19 protein-coding genes are annotated in these 21,459 nt (G+C 61.4%); 12 read left to right on the top strand and 7 right to left on the bottom strand.

Features of this window, described 5'->3' with window-relative positions; genetic code table 11:
• Positions 1-7: 7 nt before the first annotated feature.
• The 5 genes from HDG37_RS19120 (at position 8) to HDG37_RS19100 (ending at position 5,949) form a co-directional block, all read left to right on the top strand.
• Positions 8-1,468, top strand: coding sequence for an acyl-CoA reductase (locus HDG37_RS19120; RefSeq protein ID WP_221312069.1), 1,461 nt, complete (start codon positions 8-10; stop codon positions 1,466-1,468).
• Complete coding sequence (locus HDG37_RS19115) at positions 1,468-2,853, top strand: hypothetical protein (RefSeq protein WP_184050326.1); 1,386 nt, start codon at positions 1,468-1,470, stop codon at positions 2,851-2,853. The genes HDG37_RS19120 and HDG37_RS19115 overlap by 1 nt, the downstream gene beginning before the upstream one ends.
• A gap of 36 nt (positions 2,854-2,889) precedes the next feature.
• Positions 2,890-3,741, top strand: coding sequence for an oxidoreductase (locus HDG37_RS19110; RefSeq protein WP_184050324.1), 852 nt, complete (start codon positions 2,890-2,892; stop codon positions 3,739-3,741).
• A 30-nt stretch (positions 3,742-3,771) separates the two neighbouring features.
• On the top strand, positions 3,772-5,136 hold the full coding sequence (locus tag HDG37_RS19105) for a hypothetical protein (RefSeq protein WP_184050322.1): 1,365 nt from the start codon (positions 3,772-3,774) through the stop codon (positions 5,134-5,136).
• Positions 5,137-5,343: 207 nt separating this feature from the next.
• On the top strand, positions 5,344-5,949 hold the full coding sequence (locus tag HDG37_RS19100) for a TetR/AcrR family transcriptional regulator (RefSeq protein ID WP_260334929.1): 606 nt from the start codon (positions 5,344-5,346) through the stop codon (positions 5,947-5,949).
• 33 nt (positions 5,950-5,982) lie between these two features.
• On the opposite strand, the gene HDG37_RS19095 is transcribed toward HDG37_RS19100, so the two are convergent.
• Positions 5,983-6,447 carry a PaaI family thioesterase gene (locus tag HDG37_RS19095; protein WP_221312068.1) on the bottom strand — a complete coding sequence of 155 codons (465 nt, stop codon included), beginning with the start codon at positions 6,445-6,447 and terminating at the stop codon, positions 5,983-5,985.
• Between the two features lie 135 nt (positions 6,448-6,582).
• Between HDG37_RS19095 and HDG37_RS19090 the strand changes: the two genes are divergently transcribed.
• A complete protein-coding gene (locus HDG37_RS19090; RefSeq protein WP_184050316.1) occupies positions 6,583-7,734 on the top strand; it encodes an NADH:flavin oxidoreductase in 1,152 nt (383 codons plus the stop codon).
• 61 nt (positions 7,735-7,795) lie between these two features.
• On the opposite strand, the gene HDG37_RS19085 is transcribed toward HDG37_RS19090, so the two are convergent.
• The 3 genes from HDG37_RS19085 to HDG37_RS19075 form a co-directional block, all read right to left on the bottom strand.
• Complete coding sequence (locus HDG37_RS19085) at positions 7,796-8,491, bottom strand: SDR family NAD(P)-dependent oxidoreductase (protein ID WP_184050314.1); 696 nt, start codon at positions 8,489-8,491, stop codon at positions 7,796-7,798.
• Between the two features lie 63 nt (positions 8,492-8,554).
• A complete protein-coding gene (locus HDG37_RS19080) occupies positions 8,555-9,349 on the bottom strand; it encodes an enoyl-CoA hydratase/isomerase family protein (RefSeq protein ID WP_090808869.1) in 795 nt (264 codons plus the stop codon).
• A 75-nt stretch (positions 9,350-9,424) separates the two neighbouring features.
• Positions 9,425-10,621 carry an amidohydrolase family protein gene (locus tag HDG37_RS19075; RefSeq protein WP_184050312.1) on the bottom strand — a complete coding sequence of 399 codons (1,197 nt, stop codon included), beginning with the start codon at positions 10,619-10,621 and terminating at the stop codon, positions 9,425-9,427.
• A gap of 235 nt (positions 10,622-10,856) precedes the next feature.
• Between HDG37_RS19075 and HDG37_RS19070 the strand changes: the two genes are divergently transcribed.
• A complete protein-coding gene (locus HDG37_RS19070) occupies positions 10,857-12,278 on the top strand; it encodes an MFS transporter (protein ID WP_260334928.1) in 1,422 nt (473 codons plus the stop codon).
• Positions 12,279-12,387: 109 nt separating this feature from the next.
• On the opposite strand, the gene HDG37_RS19065 is transcribed toward HDG37_RS19070, so the two are convergent.
• Positions 12,388-13,182 (bottom strand): IclR family transcriptional regulator, encoded by a 795-nt coding sequence (locus HDG37_RS19065; protein WP_184050310.1) that lies wholly within the window; start codon positions 13,180-13,182, stop codon positions 12,388-12,390.
• A 248-nt stretch (positions 13,183-13,430) separates the two neighbouring features.
• Between HDG37_RS19065 and HDG37_RS19060 the strand changes: the two genes are divergently transcribed.
• Complete coding sequence (locus HDG37_RS19060) at positions 13,431-14,195, top strand: SDR family NAD(P)-dependent oxidoreductase (RefSeq protein ID WP_018425469.1); 765 nt, start codon at positions 13,431-13,433, stop codon at positions 14,193-14,195.
• Positions 14,196-14,761: 566 nt separating this feature from the next.
• Here HDG37_RS19060 and HDG37_RS19055 read toward each other — a convergent pair.
• Entirely contained in the window at positions 14,762-16,003 is a 1,242-nt protein-coding gene (locus tag HDG37_RS19055) for a CaiB/BaiF CoA-transferase family protein (RefSeq protein ID WP_184050308.1), read from the bottom strand.
• A 48-nt stretch (positions 16,004-16,051) separates the two neighbouring features.
• Positions 16,052-16,846 carry a crotonase/enoyl-CoA hydratase family protein gene (locus HDG37_RS19050; RefSeq protein WP_184050306.1) on the bottom strand — a complete coding sequence of 265 codons (795 nt, stop codon included), beginning with the start codon at positions 16,844-16,846 and terminating at the stop codon, positions 16,052-16,054.
• 217 nt (positions 16,847-17,063) lie between these two features.
• Here HDG37_RS19050 and HDG37_RS19045 point away from each other — a divergent pair, with 217 nt between their 5' ends.
• The 4 genes from HDG37_RS19045 to HDG37_RS19030 all read left to right on the top strand — a co-directional run bounded on the left by HDG37_RS19045 (position 17,064) and on the right by HDG37_RS19030 (position 21,424).
• On the top strand, positions 17,064-17,840 hold the full coding sequence (locus HDG37_RS19045; RefSeq protein ID WP_184050304.1) for an enoyl-CoA hydratase: 777 nt from the start codon (positions 17,064-17,066) through the stop codon (positions 17,838-17,840).
• 107 nt (positions 17,841-17,947) lie between these two features.
• Positions 17,948-18,934 carry a nitronate monooxygenase family protein gene (locus HDG37_RS19040; RefSeq protein WP_184050302.1) on the top strand — a complete coding sequence of 329 codons (987 nt, stop codon included), beginning with the start codon at positions 17,948-17,950 and terminating at the stop codon, positions 18,932-18,934.
• Positions 18,931-20,118: a CaiB/BaiF CoA-transferase family protein gene (locus tag HDG37_RS19035; protein WP_184050293.1), complete on the top strand. Its 1,188-nt coding sequence runs from the start codon at positions 18,931-18,933 to the stop codon at positions 20,116-20,118. Before HDG37_RS19040 ends, HDG37_RS19035 begins: the two co-directional genes overlap by 4 nt.
• Positions 20,119-20,131: 13 nt before the next feature.
• Entirely contained in the window at positions 20,132-21,424 is a 1,293-nt protein-coding gene (locus HDG37_RS19030) for an acetyl-CoA hydrolase/transferase family protein (protein ID WP_184050291.1), read from the top strand.
• The last annotated feature ends 35 nt before the right edge of the window (positions 21,425-21,459 follow it).

The following is a 21,459-nucleotide window of genomic DNA, read 5'->3' as shown; positions in this document are numbered from 1 at the left end:
AGCTTTTATGGAGCACCCCGAAACAACGGAAAGGCAACGCGGGAACCCGGCGCGGGAGCCCAGCCTCGCGCCGCTGCCGGTTCCTCACGTGTACCGCGGTCGCACTGTCACCGGAAGCGCCATCAAGCACGTGTCGCGTGATCTTGGCCAAGGTTTCTGCACGCCCAGGATCGAGCTTGACGACCTCGTGTGGCCGCGAGCCGAGCGCGGTCCCGCTTTCGAAATTCAGATTGCGAAGGTTATCGACTTTCTTGTCGAGCTGGGGCCGCGTTTGCATCTGGACGTCAATCCGCTGATGCAGGCCGCGCTCGAGTCAATGATCAAAGTGAGTCCGCTCGGGCGACGGATTCTCGAAAACTGCTATCGCGACATTCCCAACCTTTTCGCACGCGAGGTGATCGAGGACGAGTTGCGCGTAAGTCTTGGCGACGCGCGCCTCGTCGACGGTTGGGTGGCACGCACGCTGCGCGGGCGCCCGAGTCGTCTGCGCGCGTTTCCACCACGCCTCGTACATGTGCTCGCAGGCAACTCGCCGATGGTGGCAGCCATGACGGTCATGCGCGCGGCGCTGACGAAAGGCGTCCACCTGCTCAAGCTGCCTTCGAACGATCTTTTCACGGCCACTGCAATTCTGCGCACGATGGCCGACATCGACCCGGATCATCCCGTCACCCAGTCGTTTTCGGCTGCGTATTGGCGCGGTGGAGACGAAAATGTCGAGTCGATTCTTTATCGTCCGCAGTACTTCGACAAGATTGTCGTATGGGGTGGCGACAGCGCGGTTCGGCACGTGATGCGCTACGCTGGCCCCGGGCTCGAGCTGGTCGCGTTCGATCCGAAGGTATCTATCTCGCTGGTCGGCCGTGAAGCCTTTGCATCCGACGAGGTGCTGCGCGACGTCGCGCGTGCCGGCGCAGCCGATGTGCTGTCGTTCAACCAGGACGCGTGCAATGCGAGCCGGTATCAATTCATCGAAGGCGACGAAGACGACGCCGACCGCTATGCCGAGCAACTGGCGCTGGCACTCGGCCAGGACTTTCGCTATGGCGACGGCCAGGGCCCGCTGGTGCCCAGCGACATTCGCGAAGCGGTTGATGTGCTGCGTGAGATGGAGCCGCTCTACCGGGTGTTCGGCGGATACGACGGCAAGGGGCTCGTCATTCGCTCGGAAGAAATGGTCGATTTTCATCCCATTTGCAAGACCGTCAACGTCGTTCCCGTGGCAAGCCTGCGCGACGGTGCGCGCTATGCGACCGTCGCCACGCAAACGGTCGGCATCTATCCGCCGCACCGGGTCACAGAGGTGCGCGACGCACTCGCGTGCGCTGGCGTGCAACGCATCGTGGCGCTGGGCGAGTCTATTTCAGATGGGGTTGGCGGCTATCCGCACGACGGCATGTTCCCGATCCATCGATTCATGAAATGGGTCTCGGAGGAATCGGGCCCGAATCCGGGGGAGACCCAATAATGCAAGCCCTTTCCACGCTGCTTCAACTCACGGATCTTCAAGACCCCTTCCGCAACGCGCCGGAAAGCCTCCATGCCGCGCAACTGCAAGCCGTGCGCGAGCGCTTCGCGCAGCGCCGGCAGCAGATTCGCATTCTCGACAAGCGAGCAAGCGAGGCCGGAGTGACGGAAGTGAAGAGCATGAGCGACGCCGTGCCATTGCTTTTTGCCGACTCCGTCTACAAGAGCTATCCCGATTCGTTCATCGAGCAGGGGAAATGGCGCCACCTCACGGCGTGGCTTCAAACGCTCACAACCCGCAAGATCGACGGACTCGACTACGGCACGATCGCCGATCTCGACGGCTGGATCCATGCGCTGCGTCGAAACGGCCACTATGTAATGAGCTCGAGCGGGACCTCGGGCAAGCAGTCCTTCATTTACCAGAGCGAAGCCGACCGCGATCTCGGCTGGCGCCTTCTCTCCCAAGGCATTCGCTGGGCGGCGAGCGGCATGCGCGATCCGTCGCGTCGCTATCCCGTGTTCCTTCTGACGCCCTCCTCCGGCTCTTACACCGGAACGGAGCGCATGGCGAAATTCGCCGAATCGATTGCGATGCCGGGCGACCTTCATTACATGTCGCATGTGCCGCAAAGCGCCGCGCACACCACGCGCATGGCGCGCATGCGGCGGGCCATCGCGGACGGCACCGTGCTCCCCAGTGAAATCGAAGCCTTCCAGAACGAAAGTCGAGAACGCAGCGAACGCGTACAAGCCGATTTCCGGCAGTTCATCGACCAACTTCTCGAACGGCGTCACGAGCCCATGTTCATCATGGGCATGATGGGCATGCTTTATCAGATCGTCGCCACGGCGCGCCAGCGTGGCATTCCCGACGCCGACTTTCACCCCGACACGATCATTAGTATCGGCGGCGGCAAGAAAGGTGCGAACCTGCCAGAAGACTTCCAGCAACAGTGCGAGCGCTTCTTCAACTTCAACGCGACCAACTTCAACGACGGCTACGGCATGGGCGAAGTATCGGGCTTTTGCCCGTGGTTTCACGAAGCGAAGGCGTGGACGGTCCCGCCCTGGCTCGTCCCGCTGGTGCTCGACTCGACCGGCGAACAACTGCTTAATCCTGCGGACGGGAAAGGCATCGTCGAGGGACGGCTCGCCATGATCGACCTGCTCGCGGATGGGCGCTGGGGAGGCGTGATCAGCGGCGACAAAGTCACCGTGGAGTTCGGTCACGGCATCGACGGCGTGCGCACGCCGATCATTCGCGACGTGGTGCGCTACAAGGATTTGCCCGGCGGCGACGACAAGCTGTCCTGCGCGGGAACGATCGACGCCTACGTCCGCGGAGAGATCGCCGACATGACCGAGGCCCGGACCGCCAACTAAATCGATGTTTCCTACTCATCTGAAGGCCAATCGACAATGACTGAAACACAGACAAGCCCAGCCGTGTGGTTCATTACCGGCGTTTCGTCTGGCTTCGGCCGTTCCCTTGCGCAGGCGGTCCTCGCCCGTGGCGACAAAGTGGTCGGGACCGTTCGGAATGACGCACAGATCACGCCGTTCGAAAATCTCGCACCCGGACGCGCGCACGGTGTGCTGCTTGACGTGACCGACGCAGCAGCGGCGCCTCGCGCCGTCGCGCAGGCCATCGAGCGCGCGGGACCGATCGACGTACTCGTCAACAATGCGGGCTACGGTCTCTTCGGCGCATTTGAAGAGGTCTCCGACGCGGAAGCACGTCAGCTGTTCGATACCAACGTGTTTGGAACGGTCAACGTGATACGTGCCGTACTGCCTCATTTTCGCGAGCGCAACCGCGGTCATATCCTGAACTTCTCGTCGGTCGCGGGCGTGATCGGCATCGCGGGCTGCAGTTTCTATTGCGCTTCGAAGCATGCGATCGAAGGGCTTTCGGAATCGCTCGCTCGTGAACTGAGCCCGTTCGGGATTCGTGTGACCGTGGTCGAGCCGGGCGGCTTCCGCACCAATTTCGCGGGCGGATCGCTGAAGTGGAGCGAGGTCGAATCACCCGTCTATACGGAGACCGTGGGCAAGATGCGTCGTTACATGAGCAGCTATCACGGTACGCAAACGGGCGATCCGGCGAAGGCTGCCGACGCCATCGTGCGCGCGGTTTCCGCAGACGTCCCACCGCTGCGGCTACCGCTAGGTCCGGACGCCGTCGACCTCGTTCGGAAGAAACTTTCGTCCGTGCAACACGACCTCGAAGCCTGGCTCGACGTGTCGAGTTCCACCGACTTCGACCACTGACGCCTGGCAACTCATAGCCTTGGAGACGACATGTCCGCTCTGGACCCGTTCTATGCAATGCTGCGCGGTGAAAGCGACCCGTTTCGCAAGCACCCCGAGAACCTTCGCGAGCTTCAGCTCGCTGCCATGAAAGAGCGCTTCGCCGAGCGCCGCGAACAGATCAGGCTACTGCGTCGCAGAGCGGAAGATGTCGGCGTCAACGAAGTGACCCGCCATGAAGATATGGTGCCCCTGCTGTTCGCGCATCAGATCTACAAGAGCTACCCCGAGTCATTCATCGACAACGGCCGCTGGAAACATCTTTCGGCATGGCTGCAAACGCTATCGAGCAAACGGGTAGCCGAAGTCGATCTGGACGGCTTGGACAACGTCGACGCATGGATGGACCGTCTGCGCACAGCGGGACACCATGTTTTCAGCTCGAGCGGCACATCCGGAAAGTGCAGCTTCATCAGTCAGACGCAAGCCGATCTCGACAATGTCACCGAGTCGTGCGTGAAGCTGGGCGTCTACGGCAACGCAATGATCCGAAGAGATTTCGGCAAGCGCCCGGCTTTCCTCATGATGCCGCCTGCCGGCGCGCATCGGCATATCGAACCGGTACTGAACGCAGCGCAACGGCTCGGCGCGGAAACCACGCTGATGTTCGACGAACCGGTGCTCGCATCCGCAACGATTTCGATGGGCCGCATGCGCCGCGCAATCGCCGACGGCTCCGCGAAACCGAGCGAGGTCGCGGCGTTTCAGGAGCAGGCGGTGGCGCGCCAGCGTCATACCGGCAAGATGATCGACCGGTTTCTCGACAAGCTCACCGCGCAGCGCGAAGTTCCGGTGCTGGTCCAGGGCAACTGGTCGTTGCACTGGACGCTCGTCGAGCGCGCCCGTCAGCGCGGCAGCGCCGATGGCATCTGCCATCCGGATACGGTAATCACCACCGGTGGCGGCTTGAAGGGCACCTCGGCCCCCGCCGACTATCGGGAGCAAATCATCCGCTTCTACGGTATTCGTGCCGAGAACATCCAGAACAGTTATGGCATGTCCGAGATGATCGGAACCGGCCCCTGGTCGGAAGTTGCGCAGGGTTATGCAATCTGCCCGTGGATCGCCCCGTTTGTCCTCGACAAGGCGGGAGAGCAACTGCTGAATCCTGCGGATGGACTGGGCGTTGTTGAGGGGCGCTTCGCGTTTTTCGACCTGCTGGCCGAAGGATACTGGGGTGGTTTCATCACTGGCGACAAGGTCGTGGTCGACTTTTCACCGGCGGGGAACACCGACGGCCTGCAGGGGCCGCTGGTCCGTCAAGTCGGCCGCTACGCCGATCTCGAGGAAGGCGAAGACAAGCTCTCGTGCGCAGGCACGATGGAGTCGTATGTACGTGGCATGATCAACGTTTGAGCCCTGCTGCGCGCGGTCCGAGCCCAAGGGGGCGCCATTACTGGCGCCCCCTTGGGCTCATGAGTATACTGATGTCCTGATTCCGACATCAAACAGTCCCCGATGTACAAACCTATGTCAGTTCAGGCTCCCAACGGAGCCTCGCGGCTCGCTGCAGCGGACAAACCTCGAACGGCTGGCCGGCCCACCCACGACGATGCGGTTCAGTTGCGCGAGCGGCTGCTCGACGCCGCCAAATCCGTGTTCATCAGAGAAGGTTTCGGCGCCGCCAGGGTCGAGGAAATCGCATCGCTGGCTGGCGTCAGCAAAACGACCGTGTATCGCCAGTTCGGCACGAAGGAAGAGCTTTTTCGCTCCATCGTCTGGCGCGGGATGGCCGATCTGCGGGGCAAGATCTCGGAGCACCTGGAACCGGGCCGCGATTTTTCGACGAACATGGCATCCCTTATCGATGCGCTCGTCGAACACATGGCAATACCGGACAGCATGCACACTTCACGCATGGTCATTGGCGAGGCGATTCGCTTTCCCGATGTCGCAAAGCAGTTTCTGCAGTTCGTGGTGACGATGCTGGAGCCGCTAACCGGCGTTCTGGAAGCCGCCGCGCTCAGCGGCGTGATCGCCATCGACGATCCCTCGAACGCGGCGCGCGATCTTCTCACACTGGTCACAGGCGCGCCCGAAGTGCACCTCGCGGTTCAGACCACTCGCTCCGAACGGAAACGCCGGGCTGAGCGGATTCATCGGCTTCTGTTGACCGCGTGGAGGTACCGTGCGGCACTGGATAAGGTTCGAGCCAGGTCAATGCCGTAACGTTCGCGCGGCCATCCAGGTCTCGCCGACGCACTAGCTGTCAATTTCACCCATCACCTGGAATTGCCCCGACGCCTGGGCGATGCATTTCGCATTCGCCCAGATCCGGCAGTCGGAGAAAATCACGCGCTTTCCCGAACGTAGAACGTCGACGTGTGCTTCCACCCAGTCGCCCGGCTCCGCGTTCCCCATGAAATTGACCGTCAAGCCCGTCGTCAACGCCCTGACGGCCGGTTGACGCGAATACTTGCTCGCCCACGTGATGGCGGTGTCTGCCAGCATGCAAACAGCGCCCCCGTGCATCATCTGGCCAAGGTTGCGATGCGCTTCGCGAACGTACATGCCGACGACGTGTCCGCGTTCGCTCTTGCGAAAGTAGGTAGGTCCGAACATCCGATGGAAGGGACCGAACTCCGGCATCAACGCAAAGCCCTCCGGGATGAGCTTTGCGCCGCTCTCTTCGAGCGCGTCTACCGCCAATGAGTCTGCTTGCTCCAATGCAATCCTCCTGTTCAACGCCGCCTGCACACACACACACACACACACACACACGAGACGGCGCCAATATTGCTTTTTCATCGATAGAACATAGCGTATCATTATCCGCACACAAGTCAACTATGTGAATGCCCAATGGATACCAATTCGCTCTTTTCGCCTCTCACCGTGCGCGGGGTCACGCTTGCCAACCGTATCGTCATGTCACCCATGACTCGCGGCTTTTCGCCGAACGGATTGCCCGGTAGTGACGTCGCCGCCTACTACAAGCGGCGTGCGCAGGGCGAGACAGGCCTGATCATCACAGAAGGCGTCGGCGTCGATCACCCCGCGGCGCTCGGCGAAGCCGGACTCGGAGAAAATTCGATTCCCGTGCTCGCCGGAGAGGAATCAGTTGCCGCGTGGCGACGCGTGACGGACGAAGTTCACGCTAGCGGCGGAATCATCTTTCCTCAGTTGTGGCATATGGGACCCATGAAAGAGGCGAATACGGGCCCCTTCCCGGGCGCCTCGCCACTGCGCCCATCGGGACTGTGGGGACCGGAAGGACGAACGACATCGCTCAACGCAGGTTACATGGAGCGCGTCATGCCGCCAACTCGCCCGATGACCGATGCCGAGATCGCGGACGTCATTGCAGCCTATGGTCGAAGCGCGCGCTATGCGACGGCCGCCGGCTTCGACGGCATCGCGATTCACGGAGCTCACGGCTATCTGATCGACGCTTTTCTGTGGGCGGAAACCAATCAACGCACGGATCGATGGGGCAAGGATCTCACGGCGCGCAGCCGCTTTGCCGCCGAAGTTGTCCGCGCAATCCGCGAAGCGATCGGCGCGACGATGCCGATCACGTTCCGCTTCTCCCAGTGGAAGCAGCAGGATTTCCGCGCGCGTCTCGCCAACGACCCGCACGAACTCGAGCACATTCTCGCGCCGCTCGCGGATGCTGGCGTCGACATCTTCGAGGCGAGCACGCGCTATTTCAACCGGGCGGAATTCGCGGGCTCAGAGATGAATCTCGCCGGTTGGGTAAAGAAGGTAACCGGCAAGCTTTCGATGACTGTTGGTGGGATCGGCATTAACAAGGGCTACTACGATTCAATGGCCGGGGCCGCGACAGCGGCGCAGCCCGACCTCACTGCCCTGCTCGATCGTTTCTCACGCGGCGAGTTCGATCTTGTTGGCGTGGGACGCTCGCTTCTACATGATCCGAACTGGGCGCGGCGCGTACGGCTTGGCGAGCCGTTCCTCGGGTTCAGCAACGACTCGCTCGCACACCTCACCTGAAGCGCGATTTGCAGTTGGCGCCTTGACTCGGGCATCAACTGCTATTTCCGGTTCGGGATCTTTACGTACGCCCGGTGACAGGAATCAACGCACCGGTCACCCCCGACGCGGCGCCAGACGCGAGAAAGAGAATCAGCTCGGCGATTTCTTCAGGCCGCACCCAGCGGGAAAAGTCAGCGTCGGGCATATCCTTGCGGTTCTGTGGCGTATCGATGATGCCTGGCAAGATAGCGTTGACGGTGATGGAACGGCCTTTGAGTTCTTCGGCCAGCGCCTCAGTCAAACGCATCACCCCTGACTTCGAGGCCGCATACGCTCCCATGCCCGCGCCCGCCTTCAGCGCAGCGCCGGCTCCAATATTGATGATGCGTCCGCCCTCCGCGCTGCCGGCAATATGGTCGAGTGCCGCTTTCGACGCAGTCGCCGCCGTGCGCACGTTCGTCCGGTACATCAGATCCCAAGTGTCGAGACTGCCGTCCGCCAGCGTTTCCCAGCGAAAGCCTCCCGCTACATTGACGATCGCATCGAGCTTGCCAAGCTGCTCGACGACCGCGGAAAGCGCCGAGCGCGCCGCATCGAGATCAGTCAGCTCGACGCCTCCTCGCCACCAGGAAGCGTGCAGCTGCTCCGCGCTCGCGTTCTCCGGCTCGAGCGCCTTGTCAATCAGCGCGACCTTCCAGCCGTTCTCAGCAAACACGCGGCCAACCGTGCGCCCAAGCGTGCCGAATCCACCCGTTATCGCCACTACCCGTTGCATGTGCATCTCTCCCTCGCCGCGCCCGGCGCCGCGGGTACCGCTGGCGCCGGACACTGTAAAAGCTCAACGTCCCTTGAACACCGGCTCGCGTTTCTCGCGAAACGCGTTGACCGCCTCTTGATGGTCTTCCGTCAGGTTCGACAGCGCCTCGTATGCAATCGACGCGTCGAGAATGGCATGCGCAAGTTGCTTCAGGCCGATGTTGATCGACGCCTTGGTCCACTGGATGGCGCGCGAAGCGCCGTTTGCGAGACGCTTCGCCATCGCGTCGACCACGGCATCCAGCTGGTCGGCCGGTACGGCATGATTGATGAGACCCAGTCGTGCCGCCTCTTCCGCGGTGACGAGATCCCCCGTCAACAGGTATTCCTTGGCCTTCGCATAGCCCACGAGCTGCGGCCAGATCACCGCGCCGCCATCGCCCGCCACGAAGCCGACTTTCACGTGCGGATCGCCAATCTTTGCATGATTGGCCGCGTAGCTCAGATCCGAGAACAGCGCGATCGTCGCGCCGAGACCAATTGCATGACCGTTGATCTTGGCGATGACCGGCTTCGGACAATCCAGCATCGAGAAGACAATTTTCTTTGCACGCTGCATGCCTTCGAGGAACAGCGTGGGGTTGTCGATGACCTGCTGCATATGCTCGATATCGCCGCCCGCGCTAAAAGCCCGCCCTGCGCCCGTCAACACCACGACACGGGTCTCAACGTCCTCGGCGACATCGAGAAAGAGCCGTGACATCTCGATGTCCATTTGCTCGTCGAACGCGTTCAACGTTTCCGGGCGGTTGAGCGTAACGGTCAAGACGCCGCCTTCGCGTTCGAGCAATAGCGCCTGATAGTCCGAAATATTCATGGCTAACCTGTTCGTAATGAAGAAATCGCGCGGGACGGACAGACCGTCTGCCGCCGTCGACCGGTGCAAGGCCGATCACACGTGCAGCGGAATGAACCGGCGGCCGTTGTCGTACATGATCTTGCGCGTGTCTTCTTCCGAGAGCTCATTGCATGCTTCCGACGCGAAGTCCTTCGGTTCGGGCACGCCTTCCGCGTGCGGATAGTCGGAGCCCATCAACAGGAAGTCCGACGATCCCGTTTGAGCGATGATCTGGGCGATGTCGTCCTCCGGATACGCGACCACGAAGACATTTTCCTTGAAGATCTGGCTCGGGCGTTTCTTCAGCTGACCGCACGGCCAGTAGCCATTCTTCGCCATCCCCCGGCACTTGTCCATTTTGACGAGCAGCGAAGGCACCCATTCGGCACCGTTTTCGGCGCTGCACAGCTTGACCCGCGGGAAACGCTCGAAGAAGTTGTAGAAGATGAACGACGACAGCGTTTCCATGACCGGCCGCTCGCCGTAACCGTGCATCCAGACAAAGGCGGTCTGACGCTGGCGCGACTGCTGCACGGGCTCGCCCCACACCGCCATATGATCCTTCATGTAGATCGCTTCCGACACATGGAAGGTGACGCGCACGCCCGCTTCGTTGAGGACCGACCAGAACGGATCGAAGTATGGATCCGCAGGTGCACGGCCATTGAACGGCCCCATCGGCATCAGGATCACCCGCACACCGTTCGCAACCAGCCACCTGGCCTCGGCGACAGCCGCATCGAGATCGTCGAGCGTGACGACCGGCGTCGTGTAGATGCGGTCTTTGTAGTTGAAGCCCCAGTCGTCGAGCATCCACTGGTTATACGCATGCAACACCGCATTTGCCGCAACGGGCTCGTTGAGGTAGGAAATACACGCGACCATTTCGCCGATGTACATCGTGCAGGCTTCAACACCGAAATCGTCCATCTTCTTCAGGCGCGCGTCGCGGTTGAACATGTCCGGCGTCGGCGAAACCCGCATATCGACGTTATCCTTGCCATCCTTCATCGCGCGCAGCCATTCATGCAGCTTGCCCGGCGGCGGAACGTGCCCCTCGGCCGATGTGTAGCCCTCGCTGATTTCCACCTTCCGGTCGCCCACATACATGCAGCGGTTGCCGTCTGCCGTGACACGGCTGGTAAAAGACCAGTCCTTCCTGAACTTCTCGGGCAAATGACGGTTGAACGCGTCCTCGACTTCGTAGAAGTGCGTGTCGGCGTCGTAGATCTTCCCTTGATACGTTTGCATGGTCTCGCTCCTGATTGTGGGGAGCGCTTCAGAACGTGCGCCCTTGAGAGAAGTATCGGGTCAAGCCATCGACCTAAAAACTCTCATATCGAACTCGAAAACGTCGATATCGATTTGATATCGGGCGGTGGCCTCGCGATCCTTGCGGTCGGCATCGAACTCTCCAAAAACATCAATACGAACGCCGTTCGTATATAAGTATAATCGAAACGAAGACACACAACCGGAGACGTTTATGCAAGCCGAAGTACTCTCCCAGCCGGCACACCGAGCGCAACCCGTGGTGGGTCCACCGCGCGGGTTCACGATGGCGATCCTGCTTGCCGCGGTAGCGGCCTCGTCCGGCATCACCGTCATCTACACCGTGCTGGTCACGCTCTACAAGGCTTTTCCTGCGTCGAACTCCGTGAGCTGGACCGTCACCGCGTACTGGCTCGGCTCGGCCGTCTTTGCCGCCGTGAGCGGGCGACTCGGCGACCTGTTGGGCTACCGCCGCATCCTGCTCGTGGTGATATCGATCGCTGCGGCGGGCGCAGTCGTGGCCGCATGCGCGACCGATGTGGGCATGCTCGTCGCGGGGTGTGCGATGCAATCAATCGCGGCAGGCATTACGCCACTCTCCATCGGTCTGGTTCGTGAGAATCTGCCACCCGCGAGGCTGCCTGCCGCGGTGGGGATGATCAGTGCGGCAGGCATGGTGTCGGCGGGGCTGATCTACGTCTGCGCGGGCGTTGTCGTGGATCACTATTCGTGGCAGGGCGGCTTCTGGTTCAAAGTCGCGCTTTGCGTCGTGGCCGTCGCGGCGGTACGCGCGTGGGCACCGCCGTCGCCACCGAATCCCGGCGTGCGGATCGACTACATTCGAGGTCTCGCGTTCGCTCCGGCACTTTGCGCCATTCTCTTCGCCGTGCAGCAAATCCGCACGTGGGGGCTCGGCGATCCGCGGCTGTGGGGCTTGATCGCTGGCGGGATGACCGTGCTCGGACTCTGGGCACGCCATCAACACGGGGCGCGTCATCCGCTCATCAATGTGCGTCTGCTGAAGAGGCGCGAAGTCGTGTTGGCCAATGCATGCATGGCATTCCTCGCGGCAGGCGCCATGCAACTAGGACAGGTCTTCTCGCTGCTCGCCCAGCAACCTGCCGGCACGCACGCCGGATTCGGGTTGAGCGCGACGGCGGCCGGATTACTGATGTTCAGCGTCAACATCGTCGCGCTGGTCGCGAGCCCATGGAGCGGCCGGGTTGCGGCCCGCTACAAGGCCCGGCCCGCTGCCTTGATTGGCATGCTCATACTGGCCTTGGGCTGGGCCTCGCTGATCGTGCTTCATCGCAGCCTGCTGCTCTTCGTTCCGGGTGCGGTGCTGTGCTCGTTCGGCCTCGCCTTCGCAAGCACGGCGCTGTACAACCAGATCGTGGAAGCGACGCCTGCACATCAGACAGGCGAGGCAACGGGCATGCTCTACGTTTTCTTCTCGTGTTTCTTCGCGGTAGGCGCCCAGGCCGTGTTTGCGCTGCTGCGCAGCGCGACGGCGGGACACGACGGTGCATCGTTTCCGGCCGATACTGGCTATGTTTCGGTATTCGTCTACATCGCAGGTAGTTCGATCGCCGGACTGCTGGTCGCCTCCATGCTGCCGAAGCGTCGTACACGCTGACGGTCGTTGCGACCGATCCGTTGCGCGTGGGTACGACGCTTCTTGGACCGCACCGCGACCGCGGCGCATTGAAGCACCCGCTTCAATGCGCCGCCGACCGACTGGCGAGTCACTCCTCTTCTGCCTGACCCAACGCAGACGCCCGCTGTGCGACTCTGATCATGTTCTCTTCGAGCCGGTGACGTTCGCGGTCGAAGCGTTCGAGCGGCGCACCAATTGCCATCGCCGCGATGACATTGCCATTCGGTCCGAAGATCGGCGACGACACGCCGGCCGAATCCGGCAGTAGTTCACCGCGACTCACCGACAGGCCGCTTTCGAGGATGTGGTCGAGTTCGTCACGCAACGCCTTCTTCGTTGCGATCGTTTGCGGGGTGCGGCGCTCGAACTTGACCGTCTTCATGTAGTCGTTAACGAAAGCGTCCGGTGCATGGGCGAGCAGCACGCGGCCCGCAGCCGTGCAATAGAGCGGGCGACGCAAACCGATGTGCATTGAATAGCGCACCGATTGCTCGCTCTCGATCACGTCGACATAGGTGATCTCTTTGTGTTCGACGTCAAGGACACCGACATACACGGTTTCATTGGTGCTCTTCGAGAGATCCACCAGGAACGGGCGCAGTATCTTCGAAAAATTCCACGCGGCCATCACGCCTGCCGACAACCGGAAGATCGACGGTCCCAGGCGATAGCGGCCTACGTCGTGCATCAAGTACCCTTCCGCCACCAGAGGTCGCAGCAGATTGAGCAGGCTGCTCTTAGGTGACTCGAGAGCGACATTCAGTTCTGCTAGCGACATCCCGTCCGGAGACTTCGCCAGCACATCGAAAATTCCGAGGAGTCGGGTCAGCGAGCGCGGCCCGCTGACGTCCCGGTCCGCCGGCGCTGAGGTCTCTTTCAACATGATTTTCCCCATGAATTGACTGTATAGATTATACGGGAACTATTCACATAGTTTTACATCGATCACAATCTGGCACACCTTTACACCACCCGAATTCGGGAATACGCCAGGGCGCTCCATCACACCGCTTGAGATATATTTGAACATCGTTCGAAAAATTGAAATGTGGAAGCATCATCTTCCAGACCATTTACGGAATACGCTCGCGCGTCGAACAGCAACATCAACCTTCACTTCTGGATTCACTCATGTACACGAAAAAACTGGCAGAAAAGGTCGCCATCGTGACCGGAGGCGGCCAAGGCGTTGGACTCGGCATCGCCCTTGCGCTTGCCACCGAGGGGGCGAGTCTGGTCCTCACTGGTCGCACGGAGGCCAAACTCACGCGGGCTGCTGAGGAATTGAGCGCCCTCGGTTCGCAAGTGCTGGTCGTGCCCGGCGATACGCGCAATCGTGCCGACGCCGTGCGGACGGTCGAGCTTGCCGTCGAGCGATTCGGACGTGTGGACGCACTCATCAACAATGCCCAAAGCAGCAGCCCGGGGGTGCCGCTCGAATCCGTTACCGACGATGACTGGAGCAACACGCTCGAATCAGGCTTGTACGGCACGCTGTATTTCATGCAGGCCGCATTGCCGCGGATGAAGTCGCAGGGCCGCGGCGCCATCATCAACTTCGGCTCGCGCACCGGTATCGAAGGCCTCAAGGGATTCGGCGCGTACGCCGCAACCAAGGAGGGCATTCGCGGGCTCTCGCGAGTTGCCGCGCGCGAATGGGGCGTCTACGGCATTACCGTCAACGTCATTTGCCCGGCAGCGCTCACACCTGCCGCCGAAGCCTACCTCGAAGCCAATCCTCAGGAACGCACTCGCTATCTCTCTGAAATTGCGCTTGGCCGCTTCGGCGATCCTCAGCGCGATATTGGACGAACAGTTGCATTTCTATGTAGTGACGACGCTAATTTCATAACCGGGCAGACTATCAGTGTGGACGGCGGACAGTCAATGCTCTAGTGCGTCTTTTTGAACACGGTGCAATATATGAAACGTCCAGTTGCATTATCGCGAGCCTCGATCTGAGCAGTGAGCTTCGCGCCGGGCGCGTACCACGAAGCTTGAAGAGCGATCAGGTGGTTCTCCTCTCACACACTTCGCGAGAGCGTGTGGAGTTTGGCCTTGGCTGCGGGACACCGAGCCAAGGCGTTTTTTCACCGTTATCTTTGGGACTCGATCTCGTCTGTTGAGAAATTTCTTAAAACCATTCCGACGTGAAGAACGGCAAGTGCACGTCCATCCAGTCGAACTCGCTGCGGCAGTTCGCCCAAGCCCAATGAGGTGACTTTCCGCTGCGCACGGGAGTGTCCGAACGTTGATGCGGACGCGAGATATTCGGGGCGTCCCTACCGGAGTGGATACACCCGAGTTCTACGTGGTCTGTACATACGATACGGCTGTTGCTTCTCTCAGTCGTCATGACTCCCCCTTAGCTGCAACTTTTCGCCATCTCCTCGATCACCTTCTTCGCGTCGCCGAACACGAGCACCACGTTGATCTTGCCGAACTCGCCGTTGATGTCCTTTCTATAGAATTTTTTTTTCGCGCAGGATATCGATATCCGACTGCGACATACTCAGCACATCACGCAGCACGTCGTCCGTATGTTGTCCGAGCATCGGCGGCGCCCCATACGAATCGATAGGCGTGCCCGACATCTTGACCGGGTTGGCGACCATCCGAACCGCCTTATCCGTGAGCGGGTGCGCAACTTCGACGCACATCGCGCGTGCCTGCACATGCGGATCTGCGAACACCTGCTCCAGATTGTTGATCGGTCCGGCCGGCACCCCGGCGGCGTCGAGTGCTGCGAGCAGTTCATCGCTCTGCCATTGAAGGATCAGCGGCTCGAACACTTCGCCCAGCGCGCGACGATTCTTCACGCGCAGCGCAATCTCGCTGAATCGTGGATCGCTGACTAGCTCGGGGTGCCCCAGAACGTTACACATCCGCGCGTATTGCTCGTTGTTGCCCGCCACGATCATGATGTCGCGATCGGCGCAGCGGAACATGCGCGACGGCATACCACCGTTGCCCTCGGTACCGCGCCGAATGGGAATCTGGCCTGAAACGAGATACTGGCTTGCATAGTGCGATGTGGCAGCAATCATCGCGTCCAGCAACGCCAGGTCGATGTACTGCCCCTGCCCGGTACCACCTTGCGCCGCGTCGCGATGATAAAGCGCTGCGATGATCGCCGAAGCGGCGTACTGACCACACAGGATGTCCGCAAGACTGGGCCCGGTTTTCATTGGCCCGCCGCCCGGCACGTCGTCGCCGTTTCCGGTCACGCTCATCAGGCCACCCATCGCCTGGAAAATCGAGTCGTAGCCGGGGCGCGGGCTATACGGTCCGGTCTGACCGAACCCGGTTATCGAACAGTAGATCAGGCGCGGATTGACCAGCTTGAGGCTGTCGTAGTCGAGCCCGTAACGCTTGAGGTCGCCAACCTTATAGTTCTCGATCAACACGTCGCAGTGCGCCGCCAACGAGCGGATCAGCGCCTGGCCTTCGGCCGTGGAGATATCGCACGTGATCGACTTCTTGCCTCGGTTCGCGCTGATAAAAAACGTCGACTCGCGCGTGACCTTTCCCTCCCGATCCATCAGGAACGGGGGGCCGAATTGCCGCGAATCGTCGCCCTTGCCGGGACGCTCGACCTTGATGACCTCCGCGCCGAGATCCGCCAGCATCTGAGCCCCCCAAGGCCCGGCGAGAATACGGCTCAGGTCGAGTACGCGAACACCCGCCAACGCGCCTTTTGTCATAGCAAACGGTCCCCTTGAATTCACACCGGCTGCGCCGGAAGCCTTGCATCAGCGTCCGACGAACTTCGCCGTACGTTTTTCGATGAAGGACTGAACGCCTTCCTTCGCGTCTTCAGTGTTGTAGAGAAACTGCTGGGTCGACTGAATCGTCGCGTAAGCATCCTGCCAGCCTTGTCCCAGCGAAACGCGCGCGTTCTGCATCGTGGCCTGCACGGCTAGCGGTGCCTGCGCCGCGATTCGCTCGGCGATCCCGAGCGCCCGGTCGAACTCCTGCCCCACAGGCACGACATCCTGCACGAAGTTCATGTGCCGTGCCTCGTCTGCGGTGAATTCGTCGCCGGTAAGCAGTACCTTCATTGCGTTGCCCCAGCCGGCTCGCTGCACCATGCGAAACGTCGCACCACAACCTGCCATGATCCCCCGCTTGACTTCAAGCTGGGAGAAACGGCAGTTGTCGGCCGCAACAGCCACTTCCGATGCAAGCATCAATTCGACCGCGACCGTGAAGCAGATTCCCTTCAGCGCAATGACGACCGGCTTGGTACGCAGCGGCGCGCGCAAGTTGAACGGATCGACCTCGCCTTCAGGAAGCAGCGGTTTCCCTTCGCGGCGCAACGGCGCGACCTTTGGCATGTCGAGCCCTGCCGTAAAGTGATCGCCTTCGGCGTATACCAGCCCGCAAAAAATATCGCCGCTCTTCTCGAGCTGCGTGTAAGCCATCGCAAGCTCTCTGAACATTTTCGGCGTGAAACCATTGCGCTTTTCCGGCCGGTCAATGCCCATCAAGAGCAGGTTCCCACGCTGCTCAACGCGAATCTGTCCGTCCTCGTGACGAGTGGTCATGCAGTGTCTCCTCGCGGTGTTTTCCGTTAGCAATTCTGACCTCCGCTCAATTGACAAAGCTGGGTCGCACATTCAGAATCATAAACGTCGTTCACAAAATTGGCAACGCACGATACGCTCTGACGCTGCCGTGCGGCGCACCACAGACACGCAAATCATCGGCGAGCAGGACCCATCCGGGTCTAGGTGTTCACCCTCATTCGTTCAAGGAAGAACCATGGCCTACGAGACGATCATCGTCGAAACGCACGGGAAAACCGGCTTGATCAGGTTGAACCGTCCGCAAGCCTACAACGCACTGAACAACCAGCTGATGGATGAGCTGACGGCGGCACTCGACGACCTCGAAACCGACCCTGCCATCGGCGCCATCGTGATGACCGGTAGCGAAAAGGCGTTCGCCGCCGGCGCCGACATCAAGATGATGAACGAATGGACGTACATGGACGTGTACAAGAATCAGTTCATCACGTCGAACTGGGAACGCACGTCGCGTTGCCGCAAGCCGGTCATCGCCGCGGTCGCGGGTCTTGCGTTAGGCGGAGGCTGCGAACTGGCCATGATGTGCGACTTCATTCTCGCCGCCGACAACGCACGTTTCGCCCTGCCCGAAATCACGCTCGCGACCATTCCCGGCGCTGGCGGCACGCAGCGCCTTACGCGCGCGCTCGGCAAATCGAAGGCGATGGAAATGATCCTCACCGGCCGCAGGATGGACGCCATTGAAGCCGAACGATGCGGCCTCGTGAGCCGCATCGTGCCCGCCGACACGCTCGTCGAGGAAGCGCTGAAAACGGCCGACGAGATCGCGCGATACTCGCAACCCGTCGTAGCGATGGCCAAAGAGTGCGTCAATCGCGCCTACGAATCGAGCCTGGCAGAAGGCATCCTGTTCGAGCGGCGTATGGCGTATTCGACCTTCGCCACAGAAGATCGAAAGGAAGGCATGGCAGCCTTCGCCGAAAAGCGCAAACCCCAGTTTCGCGATTGTTGAATTGCTAAAAAGCGCCACGCTGTCGTGGCGAACAGAGCCCGCCAGTTCACGCGCGTCACGCGCATTTCTCTGGCACCCATACTTCCTATCCAGGCTACAGGCGCGCGATGAAACCGTATGTCAATCGCATTACTGAATTACTCGGCATTCAATATCCCATCATTCAAGGCGGCATGCGCTGGGTGGCGCGGGCCGAACTGGCGGCGGCCGTGGCCAATGCGGGCGGTCTAGGCTTCATCTCCGCGCACACCCATGCAAGCGCCGATGCACTCGCGCGCGAAATCGACAGGGTGCGTTCGCTCACCGACAAGCCCTTTGGAGTCAACCTGACCGTTCTCGGCGCCAATGTCGGTCTCGACTATGACGCGTATGTGCGCACGATCGTGTCTCAAGGCGTCCAGGTCGTCGAGACAGCAGGCAGCAATCCGGCGAAATACATCGCCGAGTTCAAGGTGCACGGCGTCAAGGTCGTGCACAAGTGCGTGACGGTTCGCCACGCGGTGAAGGCCGAATCGCTTGGCGCGGACGCCGTCAGCATCGACGGGTTCGAATGCGCGGGGCACCCTGGCGAAGACGACATCCCTGGACTGATCCTGATTCCCGCTGCCGCCGACAAGCTGAAGGTGCCGATTCTCGCGTCCGGCGGCTTTGCCGATGGGCGCGGGCTGATGGCGGCTCTCGCGCTCGGCGCGGACGGCATCAACATGGGAACCCGATTCATGCTCACGCAGGAGTCCCCCGTCCACCCTGCGATCAAGCAACGGCTGCTGGAAGCGAGCGAGCGCGATACGGTGCTGGTTGGCCGCTCGATCGGCGATTCAAGCCGGGTGGTCAGGAACAGCGTGAGTCTCGCCGCGCTCGAACTCGAGCGCGCCGGCAACGTGACGCGCTCGGACCTCTACGCGCTGACCGAAGCACAGCGCTGGATGGACGCATTCGTGACAGGAGAAGTGGAAGGCGGCGCCTTCCCCGCCGGTATCGTGACCGGCCTCATTCACGACTTGCCGACCTGTGCGGAACTGATCGGTCGCATCGTGAAGGAAGCCGCCGCGATTGCGCAACGCCAGCTCGGCTTCAGCGCTGCTCTGGCATGAAACTGACCGGCCTTCGCGTCGTGGACCTGTCGCAATTCATGCCGGGTCCATTCCTCGCCGCCAACCTCGCCGATCACGGCGCGCACGTCGTCAAGATCGAACCGGTCACCGGCGACCCCACCCGCGGCGCACCCGGCACCGACGGCGCGTTCTTCGCCGCGATCAACCGCGGCAAGCGCAGCATCGCGCTCGATCTGAAACATCCGGACGCACGCGAGGTCGCCCTCAAGCTGATGAACGAGGCCGATGTCGTGATCGAATCGTCGAGGCCGGGCGTGGCCGCTCGGCTTGGCATCGACTACGACACGATCAGCCGGACGAACCCGGGAGTCGTTTATTGTGCGATTACCGCATTCGGCCAATCCGGCCCGCTCTCTCATTTGCCCGCACACGATCCGGTAGTTCAATCGCTTGCAGGCACGCTGCCGCGCGATGGCCGGGGAATCCCAATTGCCACGGGACCGTCGCTCGCTGCGCTGGCCGGTTCATTGACGGCGTTGTCCGCCGTGTTGATGGCGCTGCTGCGCGCGCGGGAAACGGGGCGCGGCGACTACATCGACATGGCGCTTTTCGATGCGGCGCTCACATCGCAGCCGTATCTGAGCGGCCGCTTGCTCAACGCGCCGGACAGCCAATTGCGAGGGCCGACTGAAGGCGACAGCGGGCTCGCGTTGCTCGACACCTATGAGACCGCCGATTCGAAGTGGCTCTGCCTTGGCGGCCGGGAACACAGCTTCGCAACCAACCTGCTTACACCACTCGGCCGTCCGGATCTCGTCGCCGACGCGATCGGCCCAGCCGGTGAAGGCCAGATACGCGTCCGGGCGTTTCTGACGCAAATCTTCCTGACTCACACACTCGATGAATGGCTCTGCTGGTTCGAAGGCCGAAACATCAGTGTGGCGCCGGTGCTCTCGCTCGCCGAAGCGCTCGACCATCCGCATGCGCACGAGCGCGGGATGGTCCAGAGGGATCCGTCCGGACGCAACCACGTTGCAAACCCGATTCACTTCCGTTTGGAGCCTGGGTCGCCACCGCTCGCCGTTCCACACCTTGGCGAGCACACAGAACTCGTGCTGCGGAGCATCGGCTACAGCGAAGAAAGGATTGCAGAACTCGTCGCGACAGGCGCGGTACGTGGGCAGCACGATGAAGCCCAGGCCCTTGCGCAACCCACCACCTGACGCAAACAACACCATGCCCTTACAGCTAGAGGCGGACGCCGTCGATTTCGCGTCCATCATCCGCCCCGGCGATACCGTCGCATGGGGCCAATCGAACGCAGAGCCCCTTGCGCTCACGCGCACTCTACTTCAGCAGCGGCACAGCATCGGCGCGTTCCGGGTCTTTCTCGGCGCCGGCAACTACGACACGTGCCGGCCTGAGCACGCGGACTGCATCGATTTCGTTTCGTACTGCGGGAGCGGCTCCAATCGCGCACTGGCCAAGGCTGGCGCGCTTGATATCCTGCCCTGCCATTATTCGCAGTTGCCAGAGATGATGGAGTCGGGTCAGCTATCGATCGACGTCCTGCTACTGCAGTTGGCGCCACCCGATGCGCACGGCCGCTACAGCTTGTCCGTCGCGCATGAGTATCTGATCCCGGCGCTCGAGCGCGCGCGCGTCATCATTGCGGAAGTCAACGAACAGGCACCCTGGACTTACGGCGAGCGATATCTTCGCGACGACGACCTCGACTTCATGGTCCCGACGTCGCGCGCTTTGCCCGAGAGTTCGCCCAGCGCCGTCAGCCCGACGGAGCTGGCGATTGCACGGCACACGGCCGGTCTGATCGAAGACGGCGCCACCATTCAACTCGGTCTCGGCGCGATTCCAGAAGCGATCCTCGCCTGCCTCGGCGACCGGCGAGACCTTGGCATCCATTCCGGCACGATCGGCGACAAAGTCGCCGATCTGATGGAAAGCGGCGTGATCAACAATGTGCGCAAGACCATCGACACGGGCAAGACCATTGCTGGCGTGATGATGGGGGGTCGCCGCATACACGAGTTCGCGCATCGAAACGACGCCGTGCAGTTTCGTTCGACCCGCTACACGCATGATCCGAACGTGCTCGCAAGCATCGACCGGTTCGTCGCCATCAACTCGGCGGTCGAGGTCGATCTGAGTGGCCAGATCAACGCCGAAATTGCCGGTGGCGTGTATGTGGGCGCGGTGGGCGGCGCACTGGATTTCCTGCGCGGCGCGCGGCGCTCGCGTGGCGGCGTTCCTGTCATCGCATTGCCGTCCACAGCGGGCAAGGCCGCGACCCGCATCGTCGCGTCGTTGAACGGACCGGTCAGCACGCCGCGCAGCGACGCCGCCATCGTGGTGACCGAATACGGCGTGGCCGATCTGCGCGGCCTGACGCTGCGCCAAAGGCGCGAACGCATGCTGGCAATCGCCCATCCGGACCATCGCAGCGCTCTCGATCAGATGGCGGGCGTCCCGCCTTCCAATCGCTTAGGAAGCGCGAGGCTCGTCGGCTGATTGCAACCGCACCCGAATCAGAACTTTCAAACTTT

The sequence above is a fragment of the Paraburkholderia sp. MM5384-R2 genome (assembly GCF_014201025.1).
Taxonomy (GTDB): Bacteria; Pseudomonadota; Gammaproteobacteria; order Burkholderiales; family Burkholderiaceae; genus Paraburkholderia; species Paraburkholderia tuberum.
This window is presented reverse-complemented; position numbering and strand designations above follow the sequence as displayed.

Coding starts and splice junctions, on each gene's coding strand:
- HDG37_RS19060 (WP_018425469.1), top strand. CDS start 13,431: ATGTACACGAAAAAACTGGCAGAAAAGGTCGCCATCGTGACCGGAGGC.
- HDG37_RS19055 (WP_184050308.1), bottom strand. CDS start 16,003: ATGACAAAAGGCGCGTTGGCGGGTGTTCGCGTACTCGACCTGAGCCGT.
- HDG37_RS19075 (WP_184050312.1), bottom strand. CDS start 10,621: ATGCAAACGTATCAAGGGAAGATCTACGACGCCGACACGCACTTCTAC.
- HDG37_RS19035 (WP_184050293.1), top strand. CDS start 18,931: ATGAAACTGACCGGCCTTCGCGTCGTGGACCTGTCGCAATTCATGCCG.
- HDG37_RS19030 (WP_184050291.1), top strand. CDS start 20,132: ATGCCCTTACAGCTAGAGGCGGACGCCGTCGATTTCGCGTCCATCATC.
- HDG37_RS19090 (WP_184050316.1), top strand. CDS start 6,583: ATGGATACCAATTCGCTCTTTTCGCCTCTCACCGTGCGCGGGGTCACG.
- HDG37_RS19045 (WP_184050304.1), top strand. CDS start 17,064: ATGGCCTACGAGACGATCATCGTCGAAACGCACGGGAAAACCGGCTTG.
- HDG37_RS19110 (WP_184050324.1), top strand. CDS start 2,890: ATGACTGAAACACAGACAAGCCCAGCCGTGTGGTTCATTACCGGCGTT.
- HDG37_RS19120 (WP_221312069.1), top strand. CDS start 8: ATGGAGCACCCCGAAACAACGGAAAGGCAACGCGGGAACCCGGCGCGG.
- HDG37_RS19085 (WP_184050314.1), bottom strand. CDS start 8,491: ATGCAACGGGTAGTGGCGATAACGGGTGGATTCGGCACGCTTGGGCGC.
- HDG37_RS19050 (WP_184050306.1), bottom strand. CDS start 16,846: ATGACCACTCGTCACGAGGACGGACAGATTCGCGTTGAGCAGCGTGGG.
- HDG37_RS19105 (WP_184050322.1), top strand. CDS start 3,772: ATGTCCGCTCTGGACCCGTTCTATGCAATGCTGCGCGGTGAAAGCGAC.
- HDG37_RS19080 (WP_090808869.1), bottom strand. CDS start 9,349: ATGAATATTTCGGACTATCAGGCGCTATTGCTCGAACGCGAAGGCGGC.
- HDG37_RS19040 (WP_184050302.1), top strand. CDS start 17,948: ATGAAACCGTATGTCAATCGCATTACTGAATTACTCGGCATTCAATAT.
- HDG37_RS19115 (WP_184050326.1), top strand. CDS start 1,468: ATGCAAGCCCTTTCCACGCTGCTTCAACTCACGGATCTTCAAGACCCC.
- HDG37_RS19065 (WP_184050310.1), bottom strand. CDS start 13,182: ATGTTGAAAGAGACCTCAGCGCCGGCGGACCGGGACGTCAGCGGGCCG.
- HDG37_RS19070 (WP_260334928.1), top strand. CDS start 10,857: ATGCAAGCCGAAGTACTCTCCCAGCCGGCACACCGAGCGCAACCCGTG.